The 24,382-nt window shown below is 70.7% G+C and carries 25 protein-coding genes; 19 read left to right on the top strand and 6 right to left on the bottom strand.

All coding sequences use genetic code 11. The features are described 5' to 3' along the window. The first annotated feature begins 14 nt into the window (after positions 1-14). Together AADR41_RS26410 and AADR41_RS26405 are read left to right on the top strand one after the other, a co-directional pair. Complete coding sequence (locus AADR41_RS26410) at positions 15-1,142, top strand: ferrochelatase (RefSeq protein WP_342283898.1); 1,128 nt, start codon at positions 15-17, stop codon at positions 1,140-1,142. Positions 1,143-1,178: 36 nt separating this feature from the next. After that, on the top strand, positions 1,179-1,997 hold the full coding sequence (locus AADR41_RS26405) for an inositol monophosphatase family protein (RefSeq protein ID WP_342283897.1): 819 nt from the start codon (positions 1,179-1,181) through the stop codon (positions 1,995-1,997). Positions 1,998-2,072: 75 nt separating this feature from the next. Here AADR41_RS26405 and AADR41_RS26400 read toward each other — a convergent pair whose 3' ends face one another. Further along, positions 2,073-2,246, bottom strand: coding sequence for a hypothetical protein (locus AADR41_RS26400; protein ID WP_342283896.1), 174 nt, complete (start codon positions 2,244-2,246; stop codon positions 2,073-2,075). A 382-nt stretch (positions 2,247-2,628) separates the two neighbouring features. Between AADR41_RS26400 and AADR41_RS26395 the strand changes: the two genes are divergently transcribed. From AADR41_RS26395 to AADR41_RS26380, 4 genes are all read left to right on the top strand, one after another. After that, complete coding sequence (locus tag AADR41_RS26395; protein WP_072485872.1) at positions 2,629-3,282, top strand: response regulator transcription factor; 654 nt, start codon at positions 2,629-2,631, stop codon at positions 3,280-3,282. Between the two features lie 5 nt (positions 3,283-3,287). Beyond that, on the top strand, positions 3,288-4,517 hold the full coding sequence (locus AADR41_RS26390; protein WP_342283895.1) for a sensor histidine kinase: 1,230 nt from the start codon (positions 3,288-3,290) through the stop codon (positions 4,515-4,517). Between the two features lie 404 nt (positions 4,518-4,921). Further along, positions 4,922-5,218 carry a DUF4193 domain-containing protein gene (locus AADR41_RS26385; RefSeq protein WP_003965732.1) on the top strand — a complete coding sequence of 99 codons (297 nt, stop codon included), beginning with the start codon at positions 4,922-4,924 and terminating at the stop codon, positions 5,216-5,218. Between the two features lie 12 nt (positions 5,219-5,230). After that, the gene (locus AADR41_RS26380; RefSeq protein WP_342283894.1) at positions 5,231-6,187 is read left to right on the top strand and encodes a hypothetical protein; all 957 of its coding nucleotides are present in this window, start codon (positions 5,231-5,233) and stop codon (positions 6,185-6,187) included. 80 nt (positions 6,188-6,267) lie between these two features. Here AADR41_RS26380 and AADR41_RS26375 read toward each other — a convergent pair whose 3' ends face one another. After that, positions 6,268-6,723: a DUF3093 domain-containing protein gene (locus AADR41_RS26375; protein WP_342283893.1), complete on the bottom strand. Its 456-nt coding sequence runs from the start codon at positions 6,721-6,723 to the stop codon at positions 6,268-6,270. 58 nt (positions 6,724-6,781) lie between these two features. Between AADR41_RS26375 and AADR41_RS26370 the strand changes: the two genes are divergently transcribed. The 7 genes from AADR41_RS26370 (at position 6,782) to AADR41_RS26340 (ending at position 13,594) form a co-directional block, all read left to right on the top strand. Further along, positions 6,782-7,366 (top strand): PaaI family thioesterase, encoded by a 585-nt coding sequence (locus tag AADR41_RS26370; RefSeq protein WP_342283892.1) that lies wholly within the window; start codon positions 6,782-6,784, stop codon positions 7,364-7,366. Then, positions 7,366-7,899: a dUTP diphosphatase gene (dut, locus tag AADR41_RS26365; protein ID WP_124721000.1), complete on the top strand. Its 534-nt coding sequence runs from the start codon at positions 7,366-7,368 to the stop codon at positions 7,897-7,899. Before AADR41_RS26370 ends, dut begins: the two co-directional genes overlap by 1 nt. A gap of 1 nt (position 7,900) precedes the next feature. Next, the gene (locus AADR41_RS26360; protein ID WP_342283891.1) at positions 7,901-8,674 is read left to right on the top strand and encodes a DUF3710 domain-containing protein; all 774 of its coding nucleotides are present in this window, start codon (positions 7,901-7,903) and stop codon (positions 8,672-8,674) included. A 349-nt stretch (positions 8,675-9,023) separates the two neighbouring features. Continuing rightward, positions 9,024-9,113, top strand: coding sequence for a K(+)-transporting ATPase subunit F (gene kdpF, locus AADR41_RS26355; protein ID WP_037701211.1), 90 nt, complete (start codon positions 9,024-9,026; stop codon positions 9,111-9,113). Positions 9,114-9,120: 7 nt separating this feature from the next. Next, positions 9,121-10,785: a potassium-transporting ATPase subunit KdpA gene (kdpA, locus tag AADR41_RS26350; protein ID WP_342283890.1), complete on the top strand. Its 1,665-nt coding sequence runs from the start codon at positions 9,121-9,123 to the stop codon at positions 10,783-10,785. Continuing rightward, positions 10,782-12,908, top strand: a complete 2,127-nt coding sequence (gene kdpB, locus AADR41_RS26345) for a potassium-transporting ATPase subunit KdpB (protein ID WP_342283889.1) — start codon at positions 10,782-10,784, stop codon at positions 12,906-12,908. Before kdpA ends, kdpB begins: the two co-directional genes overlap by 4 nt. Positions 12,909-12,931: 23 nt before the next feature. Then, a complete protein-coding gene (locus tag AADR41_RS26340; protein ID WP_342283888.1) occupies positions 12,932-13,594 on the top strand; it encodes a potassium-transporting ATPase subunit C in 663 nt (220 codons plus the stop codon). Between the two features lie 64 nt (positions 13,595-13,658). Here the strand turns inward: AADR41_RS26340 and AADR41_RS26335 are convergent, their stop codons facing one another. Further along, the gene (locus AADR41_RS26335; protein ID WP_342283887.1) at positions 13,659-15,092 is read right to left on the bottom strand and encodes a M1 family metallopeptidase; all 1,434 of its coding nucleotides are present in this window, start codon (positions 15,090-15,092) and stop codon (positions 13,659-13,661) included. 22 nt (positions 15,093-15,114) lie between these two features. Beyond that, positions 15,115-16,017, bottom strand: coding sequence for a M20/M25/M40 family metallo-hydrolase (locus AADR41_RS26330; RefSeq protein WP_342283886.1), 903 nt, complete (start codon positions 16,015-16,017; stop codon positions 15,115-15,117). A 263-nt stretch (positions 16,018-16,280) separates the two neighbouring features. Here AADR41_RS26330 and AADR41_RS26325 point away from each other — a divergent pair, with 263 nt between their 5' ends. The 5 genes from AADR41_RS26325 to AADR41_RS26305 all read left to right on the top strand — a co-directional run bounded on the left by AADR41_RS26325 (position 16,281) and on the right by AADR41_RS26305 (position 21,874). Beyond that, complete coding sequence (locus AADR41_RS26325; RefSeq protein WP_342283885.1) at positions 16,281-17,030, top strand: ABC transporter ATP-binding protein; 750 nt, start codon at positions 16,281-16,283, stop codon at positions 17,028-17,030. A 172-nt stretch (positions 17,031-17,202) separates the two neighbouring features. Continuing rightward, complete coding sequence (locus AADR41_RS26320; protein ID WP_342283884.1) at positions 17,203-19,746, top strand: sensor histidine kinase KdpD; 2,544 nt, start codon at positions 17,203-17,205, stop codon at positions 19,744-19,746. A gap of 88 nt (positions 19,747-19,834) precedes the next feature. Further along, on the top strand, positions 19,835-20,527 hold the full coding sequence (locus tag AADR41_RS26315) for a response regulator (protein ID WP_124721532.1): 693 nt from the start codon (positions 19,835-19,837) through the stop codon (positions 20,525-20,527). Between the two features lie 156 nt (positions 20,528-20,683). Further along, the gene (locus AADR41_RS26310; RefSeq protein WP_164495335.1) at positions 20,684-21,100 is read left to right on the top strand and encodes an OB-fold nucleic acid binding domain-containing protein; all 417 of its coding nucleotides are present in this window, start codon (positions 20,684-20,686) and stop codon (positions 21,098-21,100) included. 3 nt (positions 21,101-21,103) lie between these two features. After that, positions 21,104-21,874: a DUF3159 domain-containing protein gene (locus AADR41_RS26305; RefSeq protein WP_342283883.1), complete on the top strand. Its 771-nt coding sequence runs from the start codon at positions 21,104-21,106 to the stop codon at positions 21,872-21,874. Positions 21,875-21,993: 119 nt separating this feature from the next. Here AADR41_RS26305 and AADR41_RS26300 read toward each other — a convergent pair whose 3' ends face one another. Beyond that, complete coding sequence (locus tag AADR41_RS26300; protein WP_342283882.1) at positions 21,994-22,671, bottom strand: potassium channel family protein; 678 nt, start codon at positions 22,669-22,671, stop codon at positions 21,994-21,996. Continuing rightward, positions 22,671-23,339 carry a potassium channel family protein gene (locus AADR41_RS26295; RefSeq protein WP_342283881.1) on the bottom strand — a complete coding sequence of 223 codons (669 nt, stop codon included), beginning with the start codon at positions 23,337-23,339 and terminating at the stop codon, positions 22,671-22,673. Before AADR41_RS26295 ends, AADR41_RS26300 begins: the two co-directional genes overlap by 1 nt. 263 nt (positions 23,340-23,602) lie before the next feature. Here AADR41_RS26295 and AADR41_RS26290 point away from each other — a divergent pair, with 263 nt between their 5' ends. After that, entirely contained in the window at positions 23,603-24,259 is a 657-nt protein-coding gene (locus AADR41_RS26290) for a GntR family transcriptional regulator (protein WP_342283880.1), read from the top strand. Positions 24,260-24,382 lie beyond the last annotated feature (123 nt).

The raw sequence follows: 24,382 nt of genomic DNA, 5'->3' as shown, positions 1-24,382 counted from the left end.
GCAGGATCGTCGTCATGTCCGATCTGCGCGATCCCGCTCCCTACGACGCCCTGCTGCTGCTCTCCTTCGGCGGCCCCGAAGGCCCGGACGACGTGGTCCCGTTCCTGGCGAACGTGACCCGCGGCCGGGGCATCCCCGAGGAGCGGCTGAAGGAGGTGGGCAAGCACTACTTCCTGTTCGGTGGCGTCAGCCCGATCAACGCCCAGAACAGGGCCCTGCTGGACGCCCTGCGCAAGGACTTCGACGGGCACGGGCTGGACCTGCCGGTGTACTGGGGCAACCGCAACTGGGCGCCGTACCTCACCGACACCCTGCGTGAGATGACCGGGGCCGGGCACCGCCGCATCGCGGTCCTCGCCACCAGCGCCTACGCCTCGTACTCCGGCTGCCGGCAGTACCGCGAGAACCTCGCCGAGTCACTGGCCGCCCTGGAGGCGGAGGGGCTGCCGGTGCCCCGGGTGGACAAGCTCCGGCACTACTTCAACCACCCCGGATTCGTGACCCCCATGGTGGACGGCGTCCTCGCCTCCCTGGCCGACCTCCCCGAGGACGTACGCGCCGGGGCGCACCTCGCCTTCACCACGCACTCCATCCCCACCTCCGCCGCCGACACCTCCGGCCCCGTCGAGGCGCACGGCGACGGCGGCGCGTATGTCGCCGAGCACCTCGACGTCGCCCGGCTGATCGTCGACGCGGTGCGCGAGGAGACCGGCGTCGAGTACCCCTGGCGGCTCGTCTACCAGTCGCGCAGCGGCGCCCCGCACATCCCCTGGCTGGAGCCCGACATCTGCGACCACCTGGAGGCGCTGCACGCCGACGGTGTGCCCGCCGTGGTGATGGCCCCCATCGGCTTCGTCTCGGACCACATGGAGGTCCTGTACGACCTCGACACGGAGGCCACCGCGAAGGCCGCCGAGCTGGGCCTGCCGGTGCGCCGGTCGGCCACCGTCGGCGCCGACCCGCGCTTCGCCGCCGCCGTGCGCGACCTGGTGCTGGAGCGCGCCGCCACCGAGCGGGGAGAGGCCGGCCGGCGGTGTGCGCTGGGCTCGCTCGGGCCGGGCCACGACCTCTGTCCGGTCGGCTGCTGCCCGGCCCGGGCCCTCAAGCCCGCCGCCGCGGGCGCCGACAGCCCCTACGCGTAAGAGCCCCTGCGCCCCCCCACGAACCCCTGGAGAGCCGTGACCGACCCGAACCTGTCCGAACTGCTCGCCCTCGCCCTGGAGGCCGCCTCACGGGCCGGCGCGCTGCTCCGTGACGGCCGCCCGGCCGATCTGGGAGTGGCCGCGACCAAGTCCAGCCCGATCGACGTCGTCACCGAGATGGACATCGCCGCCGAGAAGCTGATCACCGGCTTCCTCAGCGAGCGCCGCCCGCAGGACGGATTCCTCGGCGAGGAGGGGGCCAGCGCCGAGGGCAGCAGCGGGATCCGCTGGGTCGTCGACCCCCTCGACGGCACCGTGAACTACCTGTACGGGCTGCCCACCTGGGCCGTGTCCATCGCCGCCGAACGGGACGGTGTGCGGGTCGTGGGCGTCGTGGCGGCCCCGATGCGCCGCGAGACCTACCGGGCGGTGCTCGGCGGCGGCGCGTACGTGGAGGGCGGCGCGTACGGCGACGGCACCGCGCTGCGCTGCCGGCCCGCGCCGCCGCTCGACCAGGCACTCGTCTCGACCGGTTTCAACTACGTCAGTGACGTCCGTGCGCACCAGGCGGACGTGGCCGGGAAGCTGATCCCGCGGCTCCGTGACATCCGCCGCGGCGGCTCCGCCGCCGTGGACCTCTGCGATGTGGCCGCGGGCCGCCTCGACGGCTACTACGAGCGCGGGCTCCACCCCTGGGACCTGGCGGCCGGCGACCTCATCGCCCGCGAGGCGGGCGCGCTCACCGGCGGGCGGCCCGGGCTGCCCGCCGACGGTGATCTGACGGTCGCCGCGACGCCGGGCGTCTTCGAGCCGCTCCAGGCGCTCCTGAACGAGTTCGGCGCCTGGCACGACTGAAAGCAGGCCGGCCCGGTACGCGGGAAGGGCCCCCGACGCCGGTGACGGCATCGGGGGCCCTTCGTGCCGATGTGCTCAGACGCTGGTGGCGCCGATCTCGACGCCGTGCTCGGCGGCGAGGCGGTGCAGGTCGTCCAGCTCGCCCTGCTCGACATCCGCGAGGAAGTCGTCGCCGGTCTCCCGAGCTCTCGTGAGGTCGTACTCGGTGCTCTTGATCCGCTGCAGCAGGCCTGCGGTGAAAGCGTCCATAATGCGCCCCCTCATCGTGGGTCGGTGGCACGGGGGTGTGCCCGGGGTTTCCCTCCGCACGGAGGCGGTAGGGCGGGTGATCACGCGCTCTCCGGGGACGGAGTGGCCAGTGGTACGCCACATTCAAGGCGTGATCTCGGGTGTGAATTCGTCCTCCCCGGGCCCGAACCCGGGGAAACCTCAACTGGCCCGAAAACCCGGTGAATTCTGCCGAGCCCCAGGTCGCGGCGCGTCGTCTTACCGCCGGTTTATGCGCGTTGCGGGCAGGATGGAGCCGCACAGACCTGTGCCGACGGGTGTCCGGATCACGGACCGTGGGCACTTTGGGACGTTCTGAAGTTTCCACCCGGATTTCTGTAGGTTTCTAAGGAAGGACAGCGCCGTGCGCGTACTCGTCGTGGAGGACGAGCAGCTGCTCGCCGATGCGGTGGCCACCGGATTGCGCCGGGAGGCCATGGCCGTCGATGTCGTGTACGACGGCGCGGCGGCCCTGGAGCGCATCGAGGTCAACGACTACGACGTCGTGGTGCTCGACCGGGACCTCCCCCTGGTCCACGGCGACGACGTCTGCCGGCGGATCGTCGAGCTGGGCATGCCCACCCGGGTGCTGATGCTCACCGCGTCCGGCGACGTCAGCGACCGCGTCGAGGGCCTGGAGCTGGGGGCCGACGACTATCTGCCCAAGCCCTTCGCCTTCAGCGAGCTGACCGCACGGGTGCGGGCGCTCGGCCGGCGCACCACGGTGGCCCTGCCGCCCGTCCTGGAGCGGGCCGGGATCAAGCTCGACCCCAACCGGCGCGAGGTCTTCCGGGGCGAGACGGAGGTCCAGCTCGCACCCAAGGAGTTCGCCGTGCTGGAGGTCCTGATGCGCAGCGAGGGCGCGGTCGTCTCGGCCGAGCAGCTGCTGGAGAAGGCCTGGGACGAGAACACCGACCCGTTCACCAATGTCGTCCGGGTGACCGTCATGACGCTGCGCCGGAAACTCGGCGAGCCGCCGGTCATCGTCACCGTGCCCGGTTCCGGCTACCGGATCTGACGGCCGTGCCCACCGCCCCCGCGCCGCCGACGGCGCCTCCGAAGCCCACCTGGGAGCCCAAACAGCAGGAGCCTCCCTACTGGCTGCGCCCGACCATCCGGATAAGGCTCACGCTGCTCTACGGCGGCATGTTCCTGATCGCCGGGATCCTACTGCTCTCGATCATCTACATGCTGGCCGCGCAGGCCCTGCACGTGGGCAGCGAGCTGCCGTTCAAGATCGTCAACGGGCAGGTCACCAGCGATGTCTGCAACCTGCCCGAGAAGGCGTCTCCGGACTCCTTCAACGCGGCGATGAACTCCTGCGTCAACCACCAGCGGCAGCAGGCGCTCGACACGCTCCTGAACCGCTCGCTGCTGGCCCTGGTGGGCCTGAGCGTCATCGCCTTCGCCTTCGGTTACGCGATGGCCGGACGCGTGCTCTCGCCGCTGGGCCGGATCACCCGCACCGCCCGCAGGGTGGCCGGAACCGATCTGTCCCGCCGGATCGAGCTGGACGGCCCCGACGACGAGCTGAAGGAGCTCGCCGACACCTTCGACGAGATGCTCGACCGCCTGGAGCGGGCCTTCACCGCCCAGCAGCGGTTCGTCGGCAACGCCTCGCACGAGCTGCGCACCCCGCTCGCGATCAACCGCACGCTCCTGGAGGTCCACCTGTCCGACCCCCAGGCCCCGCCGGAGCTGAAACAGCTCGGCAAGACCCTGCTGGCCACCAACGAGCGCAGCGAGCAGCTGGTCGAGGGCCTGCTGCTGCTGGCCCGCAGCGACAACCAGATCGTCGAGCGCAAGCCGGTCGACCTGGAGGAGGTGGCCTCGCGTGCGATCGACCAGACGCGCGGCGAGGCCGAGGAGCGCGGCGTGGAGATCCGCGGCGAGCGGACCCCCGCCGTCGTCCAGGGCAACGGGGTCCTGCTGGAGCGGATCGCGCTGAACCTCGTACAGAACGCCGTGCGCTACAACGTTCCCGAGGGGGGCTGGGTGGAGGTCGACACCGAGCTCCGGGGCGGCCAGGCCCTGCTGGTCGTCTCGAACACCGGCCCCGTGGTGCCGGCGTACGAGATCGACAACCTCTTCGAGCCCTTCAGACGGCTGCGTACGGAGCGAACGGGCAGCGACAAGGGGGTCGGGCTCGGCCTGTCGATCGCGCGCTCCGTGGCGCGCGCTCACGGCGGCCGTATCATCGCGGAGCCCCGTGAAGGCGGTGGTCTTGTGATGCGCGTCTCACTGCCCGTCTGAGAGGCCGGTCGGAGCGATCCGGGCACGAATTAGTTTGTTCGCTTTGAGCGGAATTTTCGGGACCTGCTCCCAGATCTTCCGTGTGTGATCGATCACAGGAGCGAATTTCTTGCAGTCAACGCTCCGTGATCAGGCGCTCCACCGGAAAACCCGCAAAAGTCGGGGTTTTCGGGGCCCGATATCACGGGAAGTACACGGGGTGGCGCCCGTGAAGAGCGACACCGGGACCGTGTACGGTCCCCATCGCCACCCAAGCCGGCCACTCCCGAGCGGCCCTTTTGGGTGTCGATTGAGTAACAGACCTTGATGTGAGGCAAAATCTCCGCCTCGGGTCGGGCACAAGTCCGGCCTCTCACGCGTTACGTGCGCTGAGACACCGCAGACACCCAGAGGGGGAGAGCGACATGGCAACGGATTACGACACCCCACGCAAGACCGACGACGACGTCGATCAGGACAGCCTTGAGGAACTCAAGGCTCGCCGGAGCGACAAGACGGCGTCCGCCGTCGACGTCGACGAATTCGACGCGGCCGAAGGACTGGAGCTGCCCGGCGCAGACCTGTCCAACGAAGAGCTGGCCGTCAGGGTCCTGCCCAAGCAGGCCGACGAGTTCACGTGCATGAGCTGCTTCCTCGTGCACCACAGGAGCCAGCTGGCACGCGAGAAGAACGGCCAGCCGATCTGCCGCGACTGCGACTAGGTCGCACCGACCGTGGCAGGCGACACACCGTTCCGGAAGCGGCGCTTGCGGCGCAAGAGGTCGTCGGAGGCGAATCAGGGCGGCACAGGCCCGGCAGAAGGCGTGACAGCGCCTGCCGAGCGGTCCGCCCTGCCACCCTCTCCGGGCGAGCGGGACGACGAGCGGGGCCGGTCGGCCTCGCTCGAAGAAGTGATCGCGGCGATCGAGGAAGTCGACGCGGCCTATGGGGCCGGACAGGTCGACAGGACGGAGCCCGTGACCGGGGCAGGCCGTCCGGGTTCAGTGAAACGGGGCGTACGCAAGGGCGGGGAGAGCGCCAGGGCGGCGATCGGTCATATCGCCGACCTGATCATCGAGAACGCTCCCCGCGTCCCTGTGCGCGATCTCGCCACCCTGCGCAAGCAGTTCCCCGGGCTCGGCCCGGAGGAGCTCGCCGACAAGCTCATCGCGGGCGCGAGCAAGGGCACCGCCACCGTCGGTGCCGGAATCGGCGCGGCGGCGATGCTGCCCGTACCGCCCGCCATGCTCGCCGAGCTGGCGACGGAGATCACCGGTGTGGCCGCGATCGAGATGAAGCTCGTCGCCGAGCTGCACGAGGTCTACGGGCTGCGCCCGCCGGGCGGGCTCGGCCGGCGCTCCACCGCCTACCTCACGTCCTGGACGCAGGAGCGCGGCATCGACGTCGCCCACCCCACGACGGTGAACGCGGCGCTGGGCGGCCAGATGAAACGCGAACTGCGCCAGCAGATCATGAAGCGCATGGTGCGCGACCTGCCGAACCTGGTCCCGTTCATGGTCGGCGCCGCCGTCGGCGCGGTGATGAACCGGCGCGACACCAGAAAGCTCGCCGAACGGGTCAGGAAGGACCTGCGCAAGCGCCAGATCCCCTGGGACCGGCTCCCCGAGCTGCCGCCGCTGGAGCGGCAGGTGGGCCCGTACCGGGCAGTCCCGGGCGAGCTGGAGCCCTAGGGCCTGTGAACGGCCCTGACGGCCCGCGAAGGGGCCGCCGCCGCCCGCGAAGGGGCCGCCGCCGTTTTCTCCCCGCCCGATCAGGTGCGCACGGCCGTGAGGGCGGCCACCAGGGCCTGCGGCTCGCGGGTCGAGAGATAGACGTACGGGGTCGGGTCCTGCGGGTCGGTGACCTCCACCCGGACCGCCGTCGGGATGTAGCTGCGCAGCAGCATGAACGCCCGGGTGTCCGCCTTGTACGAGCGCCACGCGCGCGCCTCCTCCCCGTCCAGCACCTCGGCCTCGCCGAGCGCCGTCACGGGGATCCGCGCGTCACCGGCGACCAGGGCGCCCGCCACGACCCGGATCCTGGCCGAGCCGTAGGAGCTCACCGTGACCGCCGACAGGGCCGTGCCGCCCACCAGGCCGGCCAGCATTGGCAGGGTGCCGAGCGGCAGCAGCATCAGCGCGCAGGCGATGCCGACCAGGAAGGCGATGAGCCACCACGAACGGGGTGCGGTGAGTCGTTCGTCGAAAGGCGGGGTGGAAGGCTGCATGAACCCAAGCTTGGCACGGCGCGACCCGCGGGTAGCCGCGCGGGTAAGGTCTGCGCCTGTGAGTGGAACATCTGCGGCTCTGAAGCCCCCGGCCGACGCGGTGAGACCGGTCCGGCACCCCGAAGCCCCGGCCCCCGGCGAACTCCTCGGCGCGCACTACGAACACTGTTTCGGCTGCGGCGAAGGACAACAGCACGGGCTGCACCTCCAGGCGCGGGCCGGCGACGGTCTCAGCGTCACCGCCGAGTTCACCGTGCAGGCCGCCCACCAGGGCGCCCCGGGGCTCGCGCACGGCGGCATCCTGACCACCGCGCTGGACGAGACGCTCGGCTCGCTCAACTGGCTCCTGCGGGTGATCGCCGTGACCGGACGGCTGGAGACCGACTTCGTGCGCCCGGTGCCGGTGGACACCGTGCTGCACCTCGACGCCGAGATCACCGCGGTGCACGGCCGGAAGATCTACTCCCGGGCGACCGGCCGGATCGGTGGCCCGGACGGGCCCGTGGCGGTCCGGGCCGAAGCCCTCTTCATCGAGGTCAAGGTCGACCACTTCATCGAGAACGGCCGCCCGGCCGAGATCGAGGCGGCGATGGCCGACCCGGACCAGGTCAGGCGTGCCCGTGCCTTCGAGGTGAACCCCTGATGCGCCGGCCCGTGGACGTACTCATCCGCCGGGTCGACCCGGACGTGCCGATTCCGGCCTATGGGCACCCGGGCGACGCCGGGGCGGACCTGGTGACCACCGAGGCCGTCGAACTCGCCCCCGGCGAGCGGGCGGTGCTGCCCACCGGGGTGTCGATCGCGCTGCCCGACGGGTACGCCGCGTTCGTGCACCCGCGCTCCGGGCTCGCCGCGCGCTGCGGAGTCGCCCTGGTGAATGCCCCGGGGACGGTTGATGCCGGGTACCGTGGAGAGATCAAGGTGATCGTCATCAACCTCGACCCGCGAGAGCCGGTGCGGTTCGAGCGGTTCGACCGGATTGCCCAACTGGTCGTCCAGCAGGTCGAGAAGGTGCGCTTCCACGAGGTGGCTCAGCTGCCGGGCTCGGCCCGCGGCGAGGGAGGCTTCGGATCCACCGGAGGGCATGCCTCCGGTGATGTCGATGGCGTCAGGGGCGGGAACACCCAGGGCGGTAACAGCTACGCTTCGGTCGTACCCGACCGGGAAGGACAGTGACGTGTTCGGACGTCGCAAGAAGAGTGGTTCCGCCGAGGACGTGGCGGACGAAGCGCGCGAGGCCGAGCAGGTCGTCGACGAGCTCGATGACACCGACGGCGCCGACAGCGGCCCGCGTCGGGTGAACCTCCCGCCGGCACCGCGACCGGACGGGCCGTGGGACGTCTCCGAGGTCTCCCAGCCCGGCGAGGGCCGGGTCGACCTGGGCGGCATCTTCGTGCCCGGCGTCGAGGGCATGGAGCTGCGCGTCGAGGTGGCCGGTGACGCCATCGTCGCCGCGACCGTGGTGCTGCGCGACAGCGCCGTCCAGCTCCAGGCCTTCGCAGCCCCCAAGAAGGAGGGCATCTGGGGCGAGGTCCGCGAGGAGATCGCCTCCGGCATCACCCAGCAGGGCGGGATCATCGACGAGGTCGAGGGCCCGCTGGGCTGGGAGCTGCGTGCCCAGGTCCCCGTACAGCTCCCGGACGGGACGAACGGCGTGCAGCTGGTGCGCTTCGTCGGCGTCGACGGGCCCCGCTGGTTCCTGCGCGGAGTGATCTCCGGCCAGGGCGCCGTGCAGCCGGAGGCGGCCGGGCTGCTGGAGACGATCTTCCGGGACACCGTGGTGGTCCGGGGCGAGGGCCCCATGGCGCCGCGCGACCCGATCGTCCTCAAGCTGCCCAACGATGCCCAGATGGTCCCCGAAGGGGTCCAGCAGGAGAGCCAGGAGAGCTCGAAGTTCTCCGGCGGCATGGGCCAGCTCCAGCGCGGACCCGAGATCACCGAGGTGCGCTGAGCGGATCCGGGCAGCCGCCCGGCACAGCTTCGGCCGGTGGGCCGTATCCCCTTGTGAGGGGGTGCGGCCCACCGGCCGTTTCCGTGGCCGGGGCGGTTTCCGGACAGCGTGCGAAGGGGCGCGCGTATGGGGCGCGTATGGGGCACGTATGTGCGCCGTCAAGGGCCCGACGTTCCCCGTAAGGAAGCCATCAACGCAGGCCAGAAGGGTCGCGGCGGGAGGTTTGCTCAAGAGGTCCGAGAAATCCGTACCTCATCTAGGAGCACACGATGGCCGATGTGGCCTTCGTCGTCACCACGATCGCGGTCTTCGCGCTGGTGGCTCTCGTCGCCAAGGGGGTGGCGAAGCTGTGACTGCCGAGAACATCGTCGGTCTGATAGTGGCCGTCGCCCTGCTGGGCTACCTCGTCCTCGCCCTTCTGTACCCGGAGAGGTTCTGAGCGCGATATGAGCCCCGTCCTCGCCGGTGTGCTCCAGGTCCTCGCGCTCGTGGTGGCGCTGGGGCTGGCGTACCGTCCGCTCGGCGACCACATGGCCGGCGTCTACTCCTCGACCAGGCACCTCCGGGTCGAGAAATGGATGTACAAGGCCGTGGGCGCCGACCCCGACCGGCAGATGCGCTGGCCCGCGTATCTGCGCGGGGTGCTCGCCTTCTCCGCGGTGAGCGTCCTCTTCCTCTATCTGCTGCAGCGGCTGCAAGGGTCGCTGCCCGGTTCGCTCGGCTTCGCCTCGATCGATCCGGACCAGGCGTTCAACACGGCGGCGTCGTTCGTCGCCAACACCAACTGGCAGTCGTACTACGGCGAACAGGCCATGGGCCACGTCGTGCAGACCGGCGGCCTGGCGGTGCAGAACTTCGTCTCGGCCGCCGTCGGCATGGCCGTGGCAGTGGCCCTCGTACGCGGCTTCGCACGCTCCCGCACCGGTGAACTCGGCAACTTCTGGGCCGACCTGGTCCGGGGGGTCGTACGCATCCTGCTGCCGATAGCCGTGGTCGGCGCGCTGCTGCTGGTTGCCTGCGGAGCGATCCAGAACTTCGCCGGCATCCACGAGGTCGGGCAGTTCATGGGCGGCTCGCAGCAGTGGAACGGCGGCGCCGTGGCCTCCCAGGAGGCCATCAAGGAGCTGGGCACGAACGGCGGCGGCTACTTCAACGCCAACTCGGCCCACCCGTTCGAGAACCCCAACGGGCTGTCCAACCTGCTGGAGATCTTCCTGATCCTGGTCATTCCCTTCGCGATGACGCGGACCTTCGGCCGCATGGTCGGCTCGCTCAAGCAGGGTTACGCGATCCTCGCGACGATGGGTGTCATCTGGCTGGGCTTCACCACCCTGATGATGTGGACCGAATTCGCCCACCACGGGCCCGCGTTCGAGATCGCGGGCGGGGCGATGGAGGGCAAGGAGACCCGGTTCGGGATCGCCGGCTCGTCGATCTTCGCGGTGGCCACGACGCTCACCTCCACCGGTGCGGTGAACTCCTTCCACGACTCGTACACGGGATTCGGCGGCGGGATCGCGATGCTGGGCATGCAGCTCGGCGAGATCGCGCCCGGAGGTGTCGGTTCCGGCCTCTACGGCATGCTCGTCATGGCGATCATCGCGGTGTTCATCGCCGGGCTGATGGTCGGCCGCACGCCGGAGTACCTGGGGAAGAAGATCGGCACCCGGGAGATCAAGCTCGCGGCCTGCTACATCCTCATCACCCCGGCGCTGGTACTCTGCTTCACCGCCGCCGCGATGGCGCTGCCCACCCCGCCCCACTCGATGGCCAACACCGGCGCACACGGATTCTCCGAGATCCTCTACGCCTACACCTCGGGCGCGAACAACAACGGTTCGGCGTTCGCCGGGCTCAACGCGGACACCCAGTGGTTCAACACCACGATCGGTCTCGCGATGCTGCTCGGCCGCTTCCTGCCGATGGTGTTCATCCTGGCGCTGGCCGGCTCGCTCGCCGAGCAGAAGCCCGTACCGGCGACCGTGGGAACCCTGGGCACGCACAAGCCGCTGTTCAGCGGACTGCTGGTCGGCACGATCCTGATCATCACCGGGCTGACCTTCTTCCCGGCCCTGGCGCTGGGGCCGCTGGCCGAGGGGCTGGCGTCATGACCACTCGTACGGAGCAAGAGGACTCGATGTCCACTGTCACCCCCACCCGGGCACCGCATCAGGACGCGCCCACGGGTCACCAGAGCGAAGGACGCGTCGGCGTCGGCCTGTTCGACCCCGCGCAGCTGATCCGGTCCTTCCCCGACGCCGTACGCAAGCTCGACCCCCGGGTGATGGTCAAGTCCCCGGTCATGTTCGTCGTGCTGATCGGTTCGGTGTTCACCACCGTGCTGGCGTGCCTGAATCCGGGGGAGTGGTTCGGCTGGGCGATCGCGGTCTGGCTCTGGCTGACCACGATCTTCGCCAATCTGGCGGAGGCGGTCGCCGAGGGCCGCGGCAAGGCGCAGGCCGACACCCTGCGCAAGGCCAAGACCGACACCGTCGCCCGCAGGGTCATCGGCTCCAACGAGGAGCGGGTGCCCGGCACCGAACTCCGCGTCGGCGACCTGGTGGTCTGCGAGGCCGGTGACATCATCCCCGGCGACGGAGACGTCGTCGAGGGCGTCGCGAGCGTCGACGAGTCCGCCATCACCGGCGAGTCCGCGCCCGTCATCCGGGAGTCCGGCGGCGACCGGTCGGCCGTCACCGGAGGCACGAAGGTGCTCTCCGACCGGATCGTCGTCAAGATCACCACCAAGCCCGGCGAGACGTTCATCGACCGGATGATCGCCCTGGTCGAGGGCGCCGCCCGGCAGAAGACGCCCAACGAGATCGCGCTGAACATCCTTCTCGCGTCCCTCACCGTCGTCTTCCTGCTCGCCGTCGTCACCCTCCAGCCCTTCGCGATGTACGCCGGGCAGAAGCAGTCGATGATCGTGCTGACCGCGCTGCTGGTCTGTCTGATCCCGACGACGATCGGCGCACTGCTCTCCGCGATCGGCATCGCCGGCATGGACCGGCTGGTGCAGCGCAACGTCCTCGCCATGTCGGGGCGGGCCGTCGAGGCCGCCGGAGACGTCTCGACGCTGCTGCTCGACAAGACCGGCACCATCACGCTCGGCAACCGGCAGGCCGCCGAGTTCGTACCCGTCAAGGGCACCACCGAGGCCGAACTGGCCGACGCCGCCCAGCTCTCCTCGCTGGCCGACGAGACGCCCGAGGGCCGCTCGATCGTCGTGCTCGCCAAGGAGAAGTACGGGCTGCGCGAACGCCACCAGGGCGAGCTGCGGCAGGCCGAGTGGGTCGCCTTCACCGCCCAGACGCGCATGTCCGGCGTCGATGTGGACGGGCACAGGGTCCGCAAGGGCGCCACCGGTTCGGTCGTCGCCTGGGTCGAGGAGCGCGGCGGCACCGTCGCACCGGACGCGAAGGCGCTCACCGCCACGATCTCCGAGGCGGGCGGCACACCGCTGCTGGTGGCCCTGGAGGACGAGCGGGGGGCGCGGGTCCTCGGCGTCATCCACCTCAAGGACGTCGTCAAGGAGGGCATGCGGGAGCGGTTCGACGAGCTGCGCAGGATGGGCATCCGCACGGTCATGATCACCGGCGACAACCCGCTGACCGCGAAGGCCATCGCCGAGGAGGCCGGCGTCGACGACTTCCTCGCCGAGGCCACGCCCGAGGACAAGATGGCCCTCATCAAGCGGGAGCAGGCGGGCGGCAAGCTCGTCGCGATGACCGGGGACGGCACGAACGACGCCCCCGCGCTCGCCCAGGCGGACGTCGGCGTGGCCATGAACACCGGCACCTCGGCCGCCAAGGAGGCCGGGAACATGGTGGACCTGGACTCCAACCCCACGAAGCTGATCGAGATCGTCGAGATCGGCAAGCAGCTGCTCATCACCCGCGGTGCGCTGACGACGTTCTCGATCGCCAACGACGTCGCGAAGTACTTCGCGATCATCCCCGCGATGTTCGCGGTGGTCTATCCCGGCCTGGACAAGCTGAACGTCATGCAGCTGTCCTCGCCCCAGTCCGCGATCCTGTCGGCCGTCGTCTTCAACGCGCTGATCATCGTCGCGCTGGTGCCGCTCGCCCTGAAGGGCGTGCGCTACCGGCCCAGCAGCGCCGACTCGATGCTCCGGCGCAACCTCGGGATCTACGGACTCGGAGGCCTGGTCGCCCCGTTCATCGGCATCAAGATCATCGACATGGTCATCTCCCTCGTACCCGGGCTGAACTGAATCCAGGAAACGGCTGACTCGCCATGAACAACTCCGTAGGAAACACCGCCCGGCTGCTCTGGGCCGGGCTGCGGGCCCTGCTCGTCCTCACCGTCGTCTGCGGCGTGCTCTACCCGCTCGCCGTCACCGGCGTCGCCCAGGGTGTCTTCCCCCACCAGGCCAATGGCTCCGAGATGTCCGCGAACGGCAGGGTCGTCGGCTCCGAACTCATCGGCCAGCGCTACGACCTGCCGCTGAAGAAGGGGCAGGAGACCGCGGCCCCGGACCTCAGGTGGTTCCAGCCGCGCCCCTCCAACGGCCTGGGCAGCAACAGCGTCAACACCCAGTACAAGCTGATCCTCTCCGGCGCGACCAACCGCGCCGGAGACAGCAAGGAGCTGATCGACTGGGTGAGGACGGCCAAGGCCGCCGTGGTCAAGGACAACTCCGTCCCCGGCCACCCGGTCAGCCCCTCGGACGTGCCGGCCGATGCCGTCACCTCCTCCGGCTCCGGCCTGGACCCGGCCATCTCCCCGGCCTACGCACAGCTCCAGGTGCGCCGGGTGGCCGAGCGGAACCACCTCTCCGTCGACCGGGTGGAGAAGCTCGTCGAACAGCACACGGACGGCCGGATCCTGGGCTTCGTGGGGGAGCCGAGGGTCAATGTCCTCCAGCTCAACGTCGCCCTGAAGCAGTTGGCGAAGTGAGCAGGGTCTGAGCGGGACGGTGTGGCGGGGCGCCCGGGCCGACCCGGCGCACCGCCACACCTGTTCACCGGGCCGGGGTGCCCAGGGAGCCCGGGTACAGGTACTGGTGAGGGGGGATCACCGTGCCGTCCACCCACGCCGCGAAGAAGCCCTTGAGGTCCTTGCCCGAGACCTTCGCCGCGAGCGCCTCGAACTGCCGGAACGAGGCATTGCCGTACGCGTGGTCGCGGGTCCAGGTCCGCAGCGTCCGGAAGAACGCCTCGTCGCCCACCGTGCGGCGCAGCGCGTGCAGCATCAGCGAGCCCTTGAAGTACAGGGCTCCGTCCAGTTCCTTGCCCGGTCCCGGGTCGTAGAGCCTGACGGACCAGAAGGACGGGTCGTCGGCGTACTCCGCCAACTCGGACCGGTAGTAGTCCCGGTCCAGGTCGGCGCCCTTGTGCTCCTCCCACAGCTGGCCCGCGTACTGGGCGAAGCACTCGGCGACGCAGCCGTCCCGCCAGTCCTTGAACGAGACGCTGTCACCGAACCACTGGTGGGTGTTCTCGTGGACCATCGAGGCGTCGAAGAGCATGGAGCCGTAGGTGGGGCGGCTCTGCGTCTCCAGGGCGAGAGGGCCGCCGCCCGGCTCCTTCGAGGCCCCGACGACGACGACGGCACCCGCGGAGGAGAACGGGTACGGGCCGAACTTCGAGGCCAGGAAGTCCAGGATCTCCGTCTGCTGGGCCTCCGCCTCGGCATCGATGACGGCATCCGGGCTGTACGCCGTGATGACCGGTGTCCCGGCGGCGGTCCGGCCGCGGTGGACGGTGAACCGGTCGATGGCGACCGTGCTGAGGTAGGTGGCCATCGGCCGGTTCTCGAACCAGCGGAAGGTCCTTCGGCCGTCCTTGACGCTCTCGGGGCCGGGCAGGCCGTTGCCGACGGCCGTCCAGCCGTCGGGGACCGTCGCCGTGAGGGCGAAGGTGGCCTTGTCGGACGGGTGGTCGTTGGCGGGGTACCAGGAGGTCGCTGAGTGCGGTTCGCCCGCCACGTTCGCGCCGCCGGTCTCCAGGGTGTGCCAGCCTTCGGGGTCGGGCCGGCCCGCGTACTTCACCCGGACCTCGAACGTCGAGCCCTTCGCCACCGGTTGGGCCGGGGTGACGAACAGCTTGTGGGCGCCGGCCCGGGAGAACGCCTTCGCCGGGGCGCCGTTCACCTTCACCGACGCGACGGTGAAGCCCTTGAGGTCCAGGCCGAACCGGTCCAGGCGGGTCAGGGCGCGGGCGGTGACGGTGGTGTCGCCGTCGAGCCGGTCGGTGTGCGCCGGGTCGTAGGCGATGCGGACGTCGTAGTGGGAGACGTCGTAGCCGGGATTGCCGTCGTCGGGGAAGTAAGGGTCGCCGAGCCCCGGGGTGCCGATGGCGGCCGAGGCGGGGACGGTGGCCGGCACGGAACCGCACACGACCGCGGCCACCAGGGCGGCGACGGTCCTGCGGCGTCGGTTCAGGAGTCTGTACATGTCTCGTTCCTGGGGGTGGCGGTCAGTGCCGGGGTGTGGTGGCGGCGAGCTTCCACAGCACGCCGACGATGGCTTCGGTGCTGGTCCGCTCCGTCTTCGGATCCACGTTGGACAGGTCGTCGCAGGCCTCGTGGATGCAGTCCGAGATGCCGGTGCTGAAGCCGGACGACGGGATGCCGGCGTTGCCGAACGACTCGTGGTCCGAGCCGCCGACGCCGATGTCGAAGGTGGGGACGGACCGCTCGGCGAACCACGCCTCGAACGCCTGCTGGGCCTCGGTCTCACCGTGCTCGTCGTCGTGGATCACGAGCCACTGCCGGGTGTTCCTGCTGCCCGCCTGATCGAAGTTGAGGTAGACGTCGATCCTGCGGCGGTCGGCCGCGGAGAGCTTCCCGACGTACTCCGCCGAGCCGATCAGCCCCGGCTCCTCGGCGCCCCACCACGCGAACCGCAGATGCCGTTCGGGCTTCAGGCCGGTCCTCGCCACCTGGAGGGCGGTGGCCAGGACCGCGGCCGAACCCGAGCCGTTGTCGTTGATCCCCGGCCCCTCCTTCACGCTGTCGAGGTGGGCGCCGGTCATCAGCACGTGGTCCGGGTCGCCGCCCGGCCAGTCGGCGATCAGGTTGTTGCCGGTGGCGCCGTCGTGGGTGAAGGGGACCAGCCTCGTACGGAATCCGGCGCGGTCCAGGGCGCGTTTCACGTACGCCACCGACTCCGCGTACCCCTTCGTGCCGTGCGCGCGGTTGCCGCCGTTGCGGTCCGCGATGCGCTGCAGGGCGCGCAGATGGGGCATGACCTGCTGCTCGGAGACGGTGGGGGCGGCGGGGATCCGCGGGTCCGCGGTGGCGGCGGGGACCGCGGACAGGGTCAGGGACACCCCCAGAACCGCGGCCGCCAGCCGGGGAAGGCTCCTGCGTGACGTCATACACACCCTTTCAAGACGGTCCGGACGATCAGGACGGGGCGCTCGCCCCGTGGCCCGGACGTCGGCCAGGCTGGTCGGCCGGTGTCAGAAAGTTGTCGTGAAGTTGTCGGAAAGCGGTAGCACTTCGACAGGGGGAGCGGTGCGGCACACCCGCCGCATCGGCATCCGGCCGGAAGGCGGACAGCCGTCGGCCATTGTCCAGCGCTGTGCGCATTGCACATACTGGCGGCCTATGGGGACCGAGCACGTTCACGGGGAGAGACATGAGTGAGAGCACCGGCCGTACGGGCACCGACGGACAGGGCGGCACCGCGGTCGCCGAGGAGCCCGCCGGCGGTCCCATGGTCCGGGTCGAGGAACTGCACCGTTCGTACGGCTCCGGTGCCGGGGCCGTGCACGCGCTGCGCGGGGTGTCCTTCGAGATTCCGCGCGGCGAGCTGGTCGCGCTCAAGGGCCGGTCGGGCTCCGGCAAGACGACCCTGCTCAACCTGCTCGGCGGGCTCGACAGCCCCGACGGCGGCCGGATCACCGTCGACGGCACGGACCTCGCCGAGCTGGGCGAGGACGGACTCCTGGAACTGCGCCGGGACCGGGTCGGCTTCATCTTCCAGTCGTTCGGCCTCATCCCGATCCTGACCGCGGCGGAGAACGTCGGCGTGCCCATGCGGCTGCGCAAGGCGGACCCGCGCGAGCGCGAGGACCGGGTGGCGCTGCTGCTCTCCCTGGTCGGCCTGGCGGACCACGCCGCCCAGCGCCCCGGCGAGCTGTCCGGGGGACAGCAGCAGCGCGTCGCCATCGCCCGCGCCCTCGCCAACCGGCCCGCCCTGCTGATCGCGGACGAGCCGACCGGACAGCTCGACGCGGAGACCGGGCTCGCGGTGATGGAGCTGCTGCGCGCGGTGGTACGGAGCGAGGGCGTCACCGCGCTGGTGGCGACACACGACCCCCAGTTGCTGGGGCTGGCGGACCGGGTGCTCGAACTGAGCGACGGGCACATCGTCGAGCACGCGTAGGGGGCGGGGCCGCGGGCCGCCGAGGGGCGCCCGCGGCCCGTCCGCGGCGTCAGAATCCTGTCAATACGGTCCCCCGCCCCACCCACCGGCCCATTTGTCGACAATCTGCGAGGTAGCTTCGAAGCGGCTGCCGCATCGGACGCAGCCGGGTTCAAGAGAAGACAATGGGGCCATGGCACGCGGCAAGCTTCGGATCTACCTGGGTGCGGCACCCGGCGTCGGCAAGACGTACGCGATGCTCTCCGAGGCCCATCGGCGCGTGGAGCGCGGCACCGACTGCGTCGTCGCCTTCGTGGAGCACCACGACCGGCCGCGCACCGAGGTCATGCTGCACGGCCTGGAACAGGTCCGGCGCCGCGAGATCGAGTACCGCTCCGCCGTCTTCACCGAGATGGACGTCGACGCGGTCCTGGAGCGCGCCCCCGCCGTCGCCCTGGTGGACGAACTGGCACACACCAATGTGCCGGGCTCCCGCAACGCCAAACGCTGGCAGGACGTCGAGGAACTCCTCCAGGCCGGCATCGACGTGGTGTCCACGGTCAACATCCAGCACCTGGAGTCGCTCGGTGACGTCGTCGAGGCGATAACCGGTGTGCGGCAGCGCGAGACCGTCCCCGACGAGGTCGTCCGCCGGGCCGACCAGCTCGAACTGGTCGACATGTCGCCACAGGCGCTCCGCCGCCGGATGGCCCACGGCAACATATACAAGCCGGACCGGATCGACGCCTCCCTCTCCAACTACTTCCGGCCCGGCAACCTGACCGCGCTGCGCGAACTGGCCCTGCTCTGGGTCGCCGACCGGGTCGACGAATACCTCCAGCAGTACCGCGGCGAGCACAACATCCGCACCACCTGGCAGGCCCGCGAACGCATCGTCGTCGGACTCACCGGCGGCCCCGAGGGCCGTACCCTCATCCGCCGCGCGTCCCGGATGGCGGCCAAGGGCTCGGGCAGCGAGATCCTCGCCGTCTACATAGCCCGCAGCGACGGGCTGACCTCCGCCTCCCCCAAGGAACTCACCGTCCAGCGCACCCTCGTGGAGGACCTCGGCGGCACGTTCCACCACGTCATCGGCGACGACATACCATCGGCGCTCCTCGAATTCGCCCGTGGGGTGAACGCCACGCAGATCGTCCTCGGCTCCAGCCGCCGCAAGGCCTGGCAGTACATCTACGGACCCGGGGTGGGCGCTACCGTCGCCCGGGAGTCCGGGCCCGACCTCGACGTCCACATCGTCACCCACGAAGAGGTCGCCAAGGGGCGCGGCCTGCCCATCGCCCGCGGTGCCCGGCTGGGCCGGGTCCGGATCATGTGGGGCTGGCTGGTCGGGGTGGGCGGCCCCGCCCTCCTCACGCTGCTCCTGAGCGGCCTGGGCAACGGCCCCGGGCTGGCCAACGACGTCCTGCTCTTCCTCTTCATGACGGTCGCCGCCGCCCTGCTCGGCGGACTGCTGCCCGCCCTCGCGTCGGCCGCCGCCGGCTCGCTGCTGCTGAACTACTGGTTCACCCCGCCCACCCACACCCTGACGGTGCAGGACCCGGAGAACTTCGTCGCCATCGTGATCTTCTTCGCGGTGGCGGTCTCGGTCGCCTCGGTCGTCGACCTGGCGGCCCGCCGCACCCACCAGGCGGCCCGGCTGCGCGCCGAGTCGGAGATCCTCTCCTTCCTGGCGGGCAGCGTGCTGCGCGGCGAGACGACGCTGGACGCGCTCCTGGACCGGGTCCGCGAGACCTTCGGCATGGAGTCCGTCGCCCTGCTGGAGCGCGTGAGCGACGTCGACCCGTGGACATGCGCCGGGAGCGTCGGGCCGGGCCCGGTGGCCCGGCCGGAGGACGCCGATGTGGACATGCCCGTCGGCGACCACATGGCGCTGGCCCTCTCCGGCCGGGTGCTGCCGGCCGAGGACCGCCGGGTGCTCGGCGCGTTCGCCGCGCAGGCCGCCGTCGTGCTGGAGCGGCAGCGCCTGGTCGACGAGGCGGAGGAGGCCCGGCGGCTCGCCGAGGGCAACCGGATCAGGACGGCGCTGCTCGCCGCCGTCAGCCACGACCTGCGTACCCCGCTCGCGGCCATCAAGGCCGCCGTCAGCTCGCTGCGTTCCGACGACGTCGCCTGGTCCGACGAGGACCAGGCCGAACTCCTGGAGGGCATCGAGAACGGCGCCGACCGCCTCGATCACCTGGTGGGAAACCTCCTGGACATGTCCAGGCTCCAGACCGGCACCGTCACCCCGCTGATCCGCGAGATCGACCTCGACGAGGTGGTCCCGATGGCGCTCGGCGGTGTCCCCGAGGACAGCGTGGACCTGGACATCCCCGAGACCCTTCCGATGGTCGAGGTCGACCCGGGACTGCTGGAGCGGGCCGTCGCCAACATCGTCGAGAACGCCGTGAAGTACAGCCGCTACGCGGAACGCGTCACGGTGGCCGCCAGCGCACTCGGCGAACGCGTCGAGCTACGGGTGGCCGACCGCGGCCCCGGCGTCCCCGACGACGCCAAGGAGCGCATCTTCGAGCCCTTCCAGCGCTACGGCGACGCCCCGCGCGGCGCCGGCGTCGGACTGGGCCTGGCCGTGGCCCGCGGCTTCGTGGAGTCCATGGGCGGCACGCTGGACGCCGAGGACACCCCCGGCGGCGGCCTCACCATGGTGCTGACGCTCAAGGCGGCGTCGGGGTACGTTCCGGTCGGCCCCGACCTGCCCGCGCGGGTCACCTCATGATCCGGGCGGAACGCCCGGCCACATGGATCACCTCATGATCTCCGCCACGTCCCGGGAGATCGACGTACAGCAGAAAGGCAGGGCCCCCATGACCCGGGTGCTTGTGGTCGACGACGAGCCGCAGATCGTACGCGCCCTCGTGATCAACCTGAAGGCGCGCAAGTACGAGGTGGACGCGGCGCCCGACGGCGCCACCGCCCTCCAGCTCGCCGCCGCCCGTCACCCCGACGTGGTCGTCCTCGACCTCGGGCTGCCGGACATGGACGGCGTCGAGGTGATCAAGGGGCTGCGCGGCTGGACCCGGGTGCCGATCCTCGTCCTCTCCGCCCGCCACACCTCCGACGAGAAGGTGGAGGCCCTGGACGCCGGCGCGGACGACTACGTCACCAAGCCGTTCGGGATGGACGAGCTGCTGGCCCGGCTGCGCGCCTCGGTCCGCCGCGCCGAACCCGTCGGGCAGCAGGGATCCGACGACATCGTGATCGTCGAGACCGAGGGGTTCACCGTCGACCTGGCGGCGAAGAAGGTCCACCGCGAGGGGCGCGACGTACGGCTCACCCCCACCGAGTGGCACCTGCTGGAGGTCCTGGTCCGCAACAGTGGCCGGCTGGTCAGCCAGAAACAGCTGCTCCAGGAGGTCTGGGGGCCCTCGTACGGCACCGAGACCAACTATCTGCGGGTCTACATGGCCCAGCTGCGGCGCAAGCTGGAGGCGGACCCCTCGCACCCCCGGCACTTCGTCACCGAACCGGGCATGGGGTACCGCTTCGAGCGCGGCTGAGCGGGCGGCGGGGCAGACGGCCGGAAGGAGGGCCGGGCCGCCCACCGCGATCGGCGAGGGTGACCCCGGCCGTCTCGCGGGGTCCACGCCCGGTCACCCGTTCGAGTGAGAGCGGGGACACCCGCCCGGAGCAGCCGGGACCGGTACCCTTCGGGTATGAGTGCTGTTCCTCGATCCGACAAGTCCGGCAAGGCGGAAAAGCCGTCGGGCCGCTTCCGGCGGATGCTCGACCGGCTGTCCACCTCGCAGGAGGATCTTGAGTCCGAGGAGCTCCAGGAGGACTCGCAGGCCTCGGGCTGCACTCGGATCTCCGAATGCACCGACCGACAGATCGTGAAGGTGACTGGTACCTTGCGGACCGTCACCCTGCGGCCGCGCGCCGGAGTGCCCGCCCTGGAGGCCGAGCTCTTCGACGGCACCGCTCCGCTGGACGTCGTCTGGCTGGGCCGGCGCTCCATCGTGGGCATAGAACCGGGGCGCAAGCTCATCGCCTCGGGCCGGATCGCCATGAGCCACGGGCGCCGGGTGCTGTTCAACCCCAAATACGAACTCCGACCGCTCGGCAAGGAGTAGCCGGTGACGTCTCTCGACAAGCCGACGTCCGACACGGACCGCACCACCCGCACCGCTCAGGAGGCGGCCGACACGAAGGCGGTCACCGAGGCCGCGCTCTTCGAGGCGTTCGGCGGTGTCCGGGGCATGGTGGAGACAGTCGTCCCCGGGCTGCTGTTCGTCACCATCTTCACGATCAACAAGGATCTGCACAGCTCGGCCATCGCGGCCCTGGCGGTGTCCCTGATCCTCGTCGCCGTGCGACTGATCCGGAAGGACACCGTCAAGCACGCCTTCAGTGGCGTCTTCGGGGTGGCCTTCGGTGTGGTCTTCGCGATGATGACGGGCAACGCCAAGGACTTCTATCTGCCGGGCATGCTCTACACGCTCGGCCTGGCCCTCGCCTACCTGATCACCACCCTCGCCGGGGTGCCGCTGATCGGTCTGATCCTGGGGCCGGTGTTCAAGGAGAACCTCTCCTGGCGCACCAGGAACCCCGGCCGCAAGAAGGCGTACGCCAAGGCCAGTTACGCCTGGGGCCTGATCCTGCTCGCCAAGTGCGCGATCCTCTTCCCGCTGTACTGGTGGGCCGACACCACCCAGTTCGGCTGGGTCCTGGTCGCCCTGAAGATCCCCCCGTTCCTCCTCGCGGTCTATCTGACCTGGGTCTTCCTCGCCAAGGCGCCGCCGCCCATCGACGTTTTCGCCGAGATGGAGGCCGAGGAGCAGGCGGAGAAGGACCGGAAGGCGGCCGAGGCCGCCGCAGCCGCCGCGGCGCGCAACCAGGAGTTCTGAGACGCGGCGGACAGCCGCCCCGAGACCACTTGCTCCCGGACCACTCGCTCCGAAACCACGGGGAGGGCCCGGAATCGTGACACACGGTTCCGGGCCCTCCCCGTACGTACGCCCTGCTCTCAGTCGTCCGAGTCGCCCCGGCGCACCGACAGCAGGTCCTCCAGCTGCTCCTCGCGAGCCTGCGCGGCCACGAACAGCAGCTCGTCGCCGGCCTCCAGGGTCTCCTCGGTGTTCGGCGTCAGAACCCGCTGCCCGCGGATGATGGTGACCAGCGAGGTGTCCTCGGGCCAGGCCACCTCGCCGACCCGGGTGCCGGCCAGCGCCGACTCCGGGGGCAGGGTCAGTTCGACCAGGTTGGCGTCGCCGTGGCTGAAGCGCAGCAGCCGGACCAGATCGCCGACGCTCACCGCCTCCTCGACCAGGGCCGACATCAGACGCGGCGTCGAGACCGCCACATCGACGCCCCAGGCCTCGTTGAACAGCCACTCGTTCTTCGGGTTGTTGACCCGGGCGACGACCCTCGGCACGCCGTACTCCGTCTTGGCGAGCAGCGAGACGACCAGGTTCACCTTGTCGTCGCCGGTCGCGGCGATCACGACGTTGCAGCGCTGCAGCGCCGCCTCGTCGAGCGAGGTGATCTCGCAGGCGTCCGCCAGCAGCCACTCGGCCATCGGCACCCGCTCCACCGAGATGGCGGTCGGCGCCTTGTCGACGAGCAGCACCTCGTGCCCGTTCTCCAGCAGCTCGCCCGCGATGGAACGACCCACCGCACCGGCCCCGGCAATCGCGACACGCATCAGTGACCGCCCTCCTCAGGACCCTCGGCGAAGGCCGCCTCGACCTTCGCGATCTCGTCCGTACGCATCATCACGTGGACCAGGTCGCCCTCCTGCAGCACCGTCTGCGAGGTGGGCAGTATGGCTTCGCCCAGCCGGGTGAGGAACGCCACGCGGACGCCCGTCTCCTCCTGCAGCGTGCTGATCTTGTGGCCGATCCAGGACGGCGTGGTGTGCACTTCCGCGAGCTGCACACCACCGCTCGGATCCCGCCACAGCGGCTCGGCGCCCGAAGGCAGCAGCCGCCGCAGCATCTGGTCCGCGGTCCAGCGCACGGTGGCGACCGTGGGGATGCCGAGACGCTGGTAGACCTCGGCACGCCGGGGGTCGTAGATGCGCGCCGCGACATTCTCGATGCCGAACATCTCGCGGGCCACCCGGGCGGCGATGATGTTCGAGTTGTCGCCGCTGCTCACCGCGGCGAACGCACCGGCCTCCTCGATACCCGCCTCGCGGAGGGTGTCCTGGTCGAAGCCCACACCCGTGACGCGCCGTCCGCCGAATCCGGACCCGAGCCGACGGAACGCCGTCGGGTCCCGGTCGACGACGGCGACCGTGTGCCCCTGCTGCTCCAGGGTCTGCGCGAGAGCGGCTCCTACTCGCCCGCAGCCCATGATGACGATGTGCACCTTGCGCCTACCTCGCAGTCCTGGTCGTCCGGCTGACCTGCGAAAACACCCTGCTCACACTTCTTTCTCAGCTTGCCGGGCAAACAACGGGGCAACGGTGTGTCCCGTTGCCCAGGATGAGCTTATGCGGCCCGGAGCGCGAAGCCTCATCCGAGTGGGCTTTCGCCGTGCCCCGCGTGGAGGGCGGCGAATTCCGGACGTACGGAGCCTTGAGCGCACGGACCCTTGAGCGGGGAGCGCACAGACATCTAACATGTCAATTCATGGAGACCCTGCGCCCCGTCCGGCGGACCCTGCTGCGGGACACCGCGTACGAAGCGATCCGCGACGCCATCGTCCGCGGTGACATCCCGCCCGGTGCCCCCGTCCGCGATGCCGACCTCGCCGACCGCCTGGGGCTCTCCCGGGCCCCGGTCCGCGACGCGCTGTCCCGGCTCGCGGGCGAGGGCCTGGTCGAATCCAAGCCACAGAGCTACACCCGGGTGACCCGGCTGGTGCCGGGCGACGTCCGGGACGCGGCGGCCGTCGTACGAGCCATGCAGGAGCTGGCCGCCAGGACCGCCGTACCTCACCTCACGGACGCGGACGTCACCGTGATGCGCGCCGCCAACGAACGGTTCCGGAAGGCGACCGGCCGTGGCGACGTGGCGGAGGCGCTGCGCGCCGACGACCGGCTCCACGACGTACTCGTCGCCGCCTGCGGCAACGGGGCCGTGGCCGCCACCGTCGAGCGCTACACCCCGCTGATCCGGCGTCTGGAGTGGCGGCGGTTCGGTACGGCCGGCTCCGCGCACGGTTCCGCGGAGCTGCACGAGCAGCTGATCGAGGCGTGCGCGGCGCGTGACGCCGAAGCGGCGGTCCGGATCACCGCCGAGATCTGGCGGGCGCTGGAAGAGCTGGCCGACGAACCGCCCGAGTAGCCCACAGGCCCCGGCGGCCCGAGCGGCCCATCGGTCCCAGCGGCCCGGGCGGCCCATCGGTCCCAGCGGCCCGGGCGGCCGGAGCGGCCCGCCGGTCCAGCTCACCCCCGCCCCACCCCACCC

It is taken from the genome of Streptomyces sp. CLV115, assembly GCF_038448545.1.
GTDB classification, from domain to species: Bacteria; Actinomycetota; Actinomycetes; order Streptomycetales; family Streptomycetaceae; genus Streptomyces; species Streptomyces sanglieri.
The sequence above is the reverse complement of the archived record's forward strand: the minus strand, read 5'-3'. Positions and strand labels throughout refer to the sequence as shown.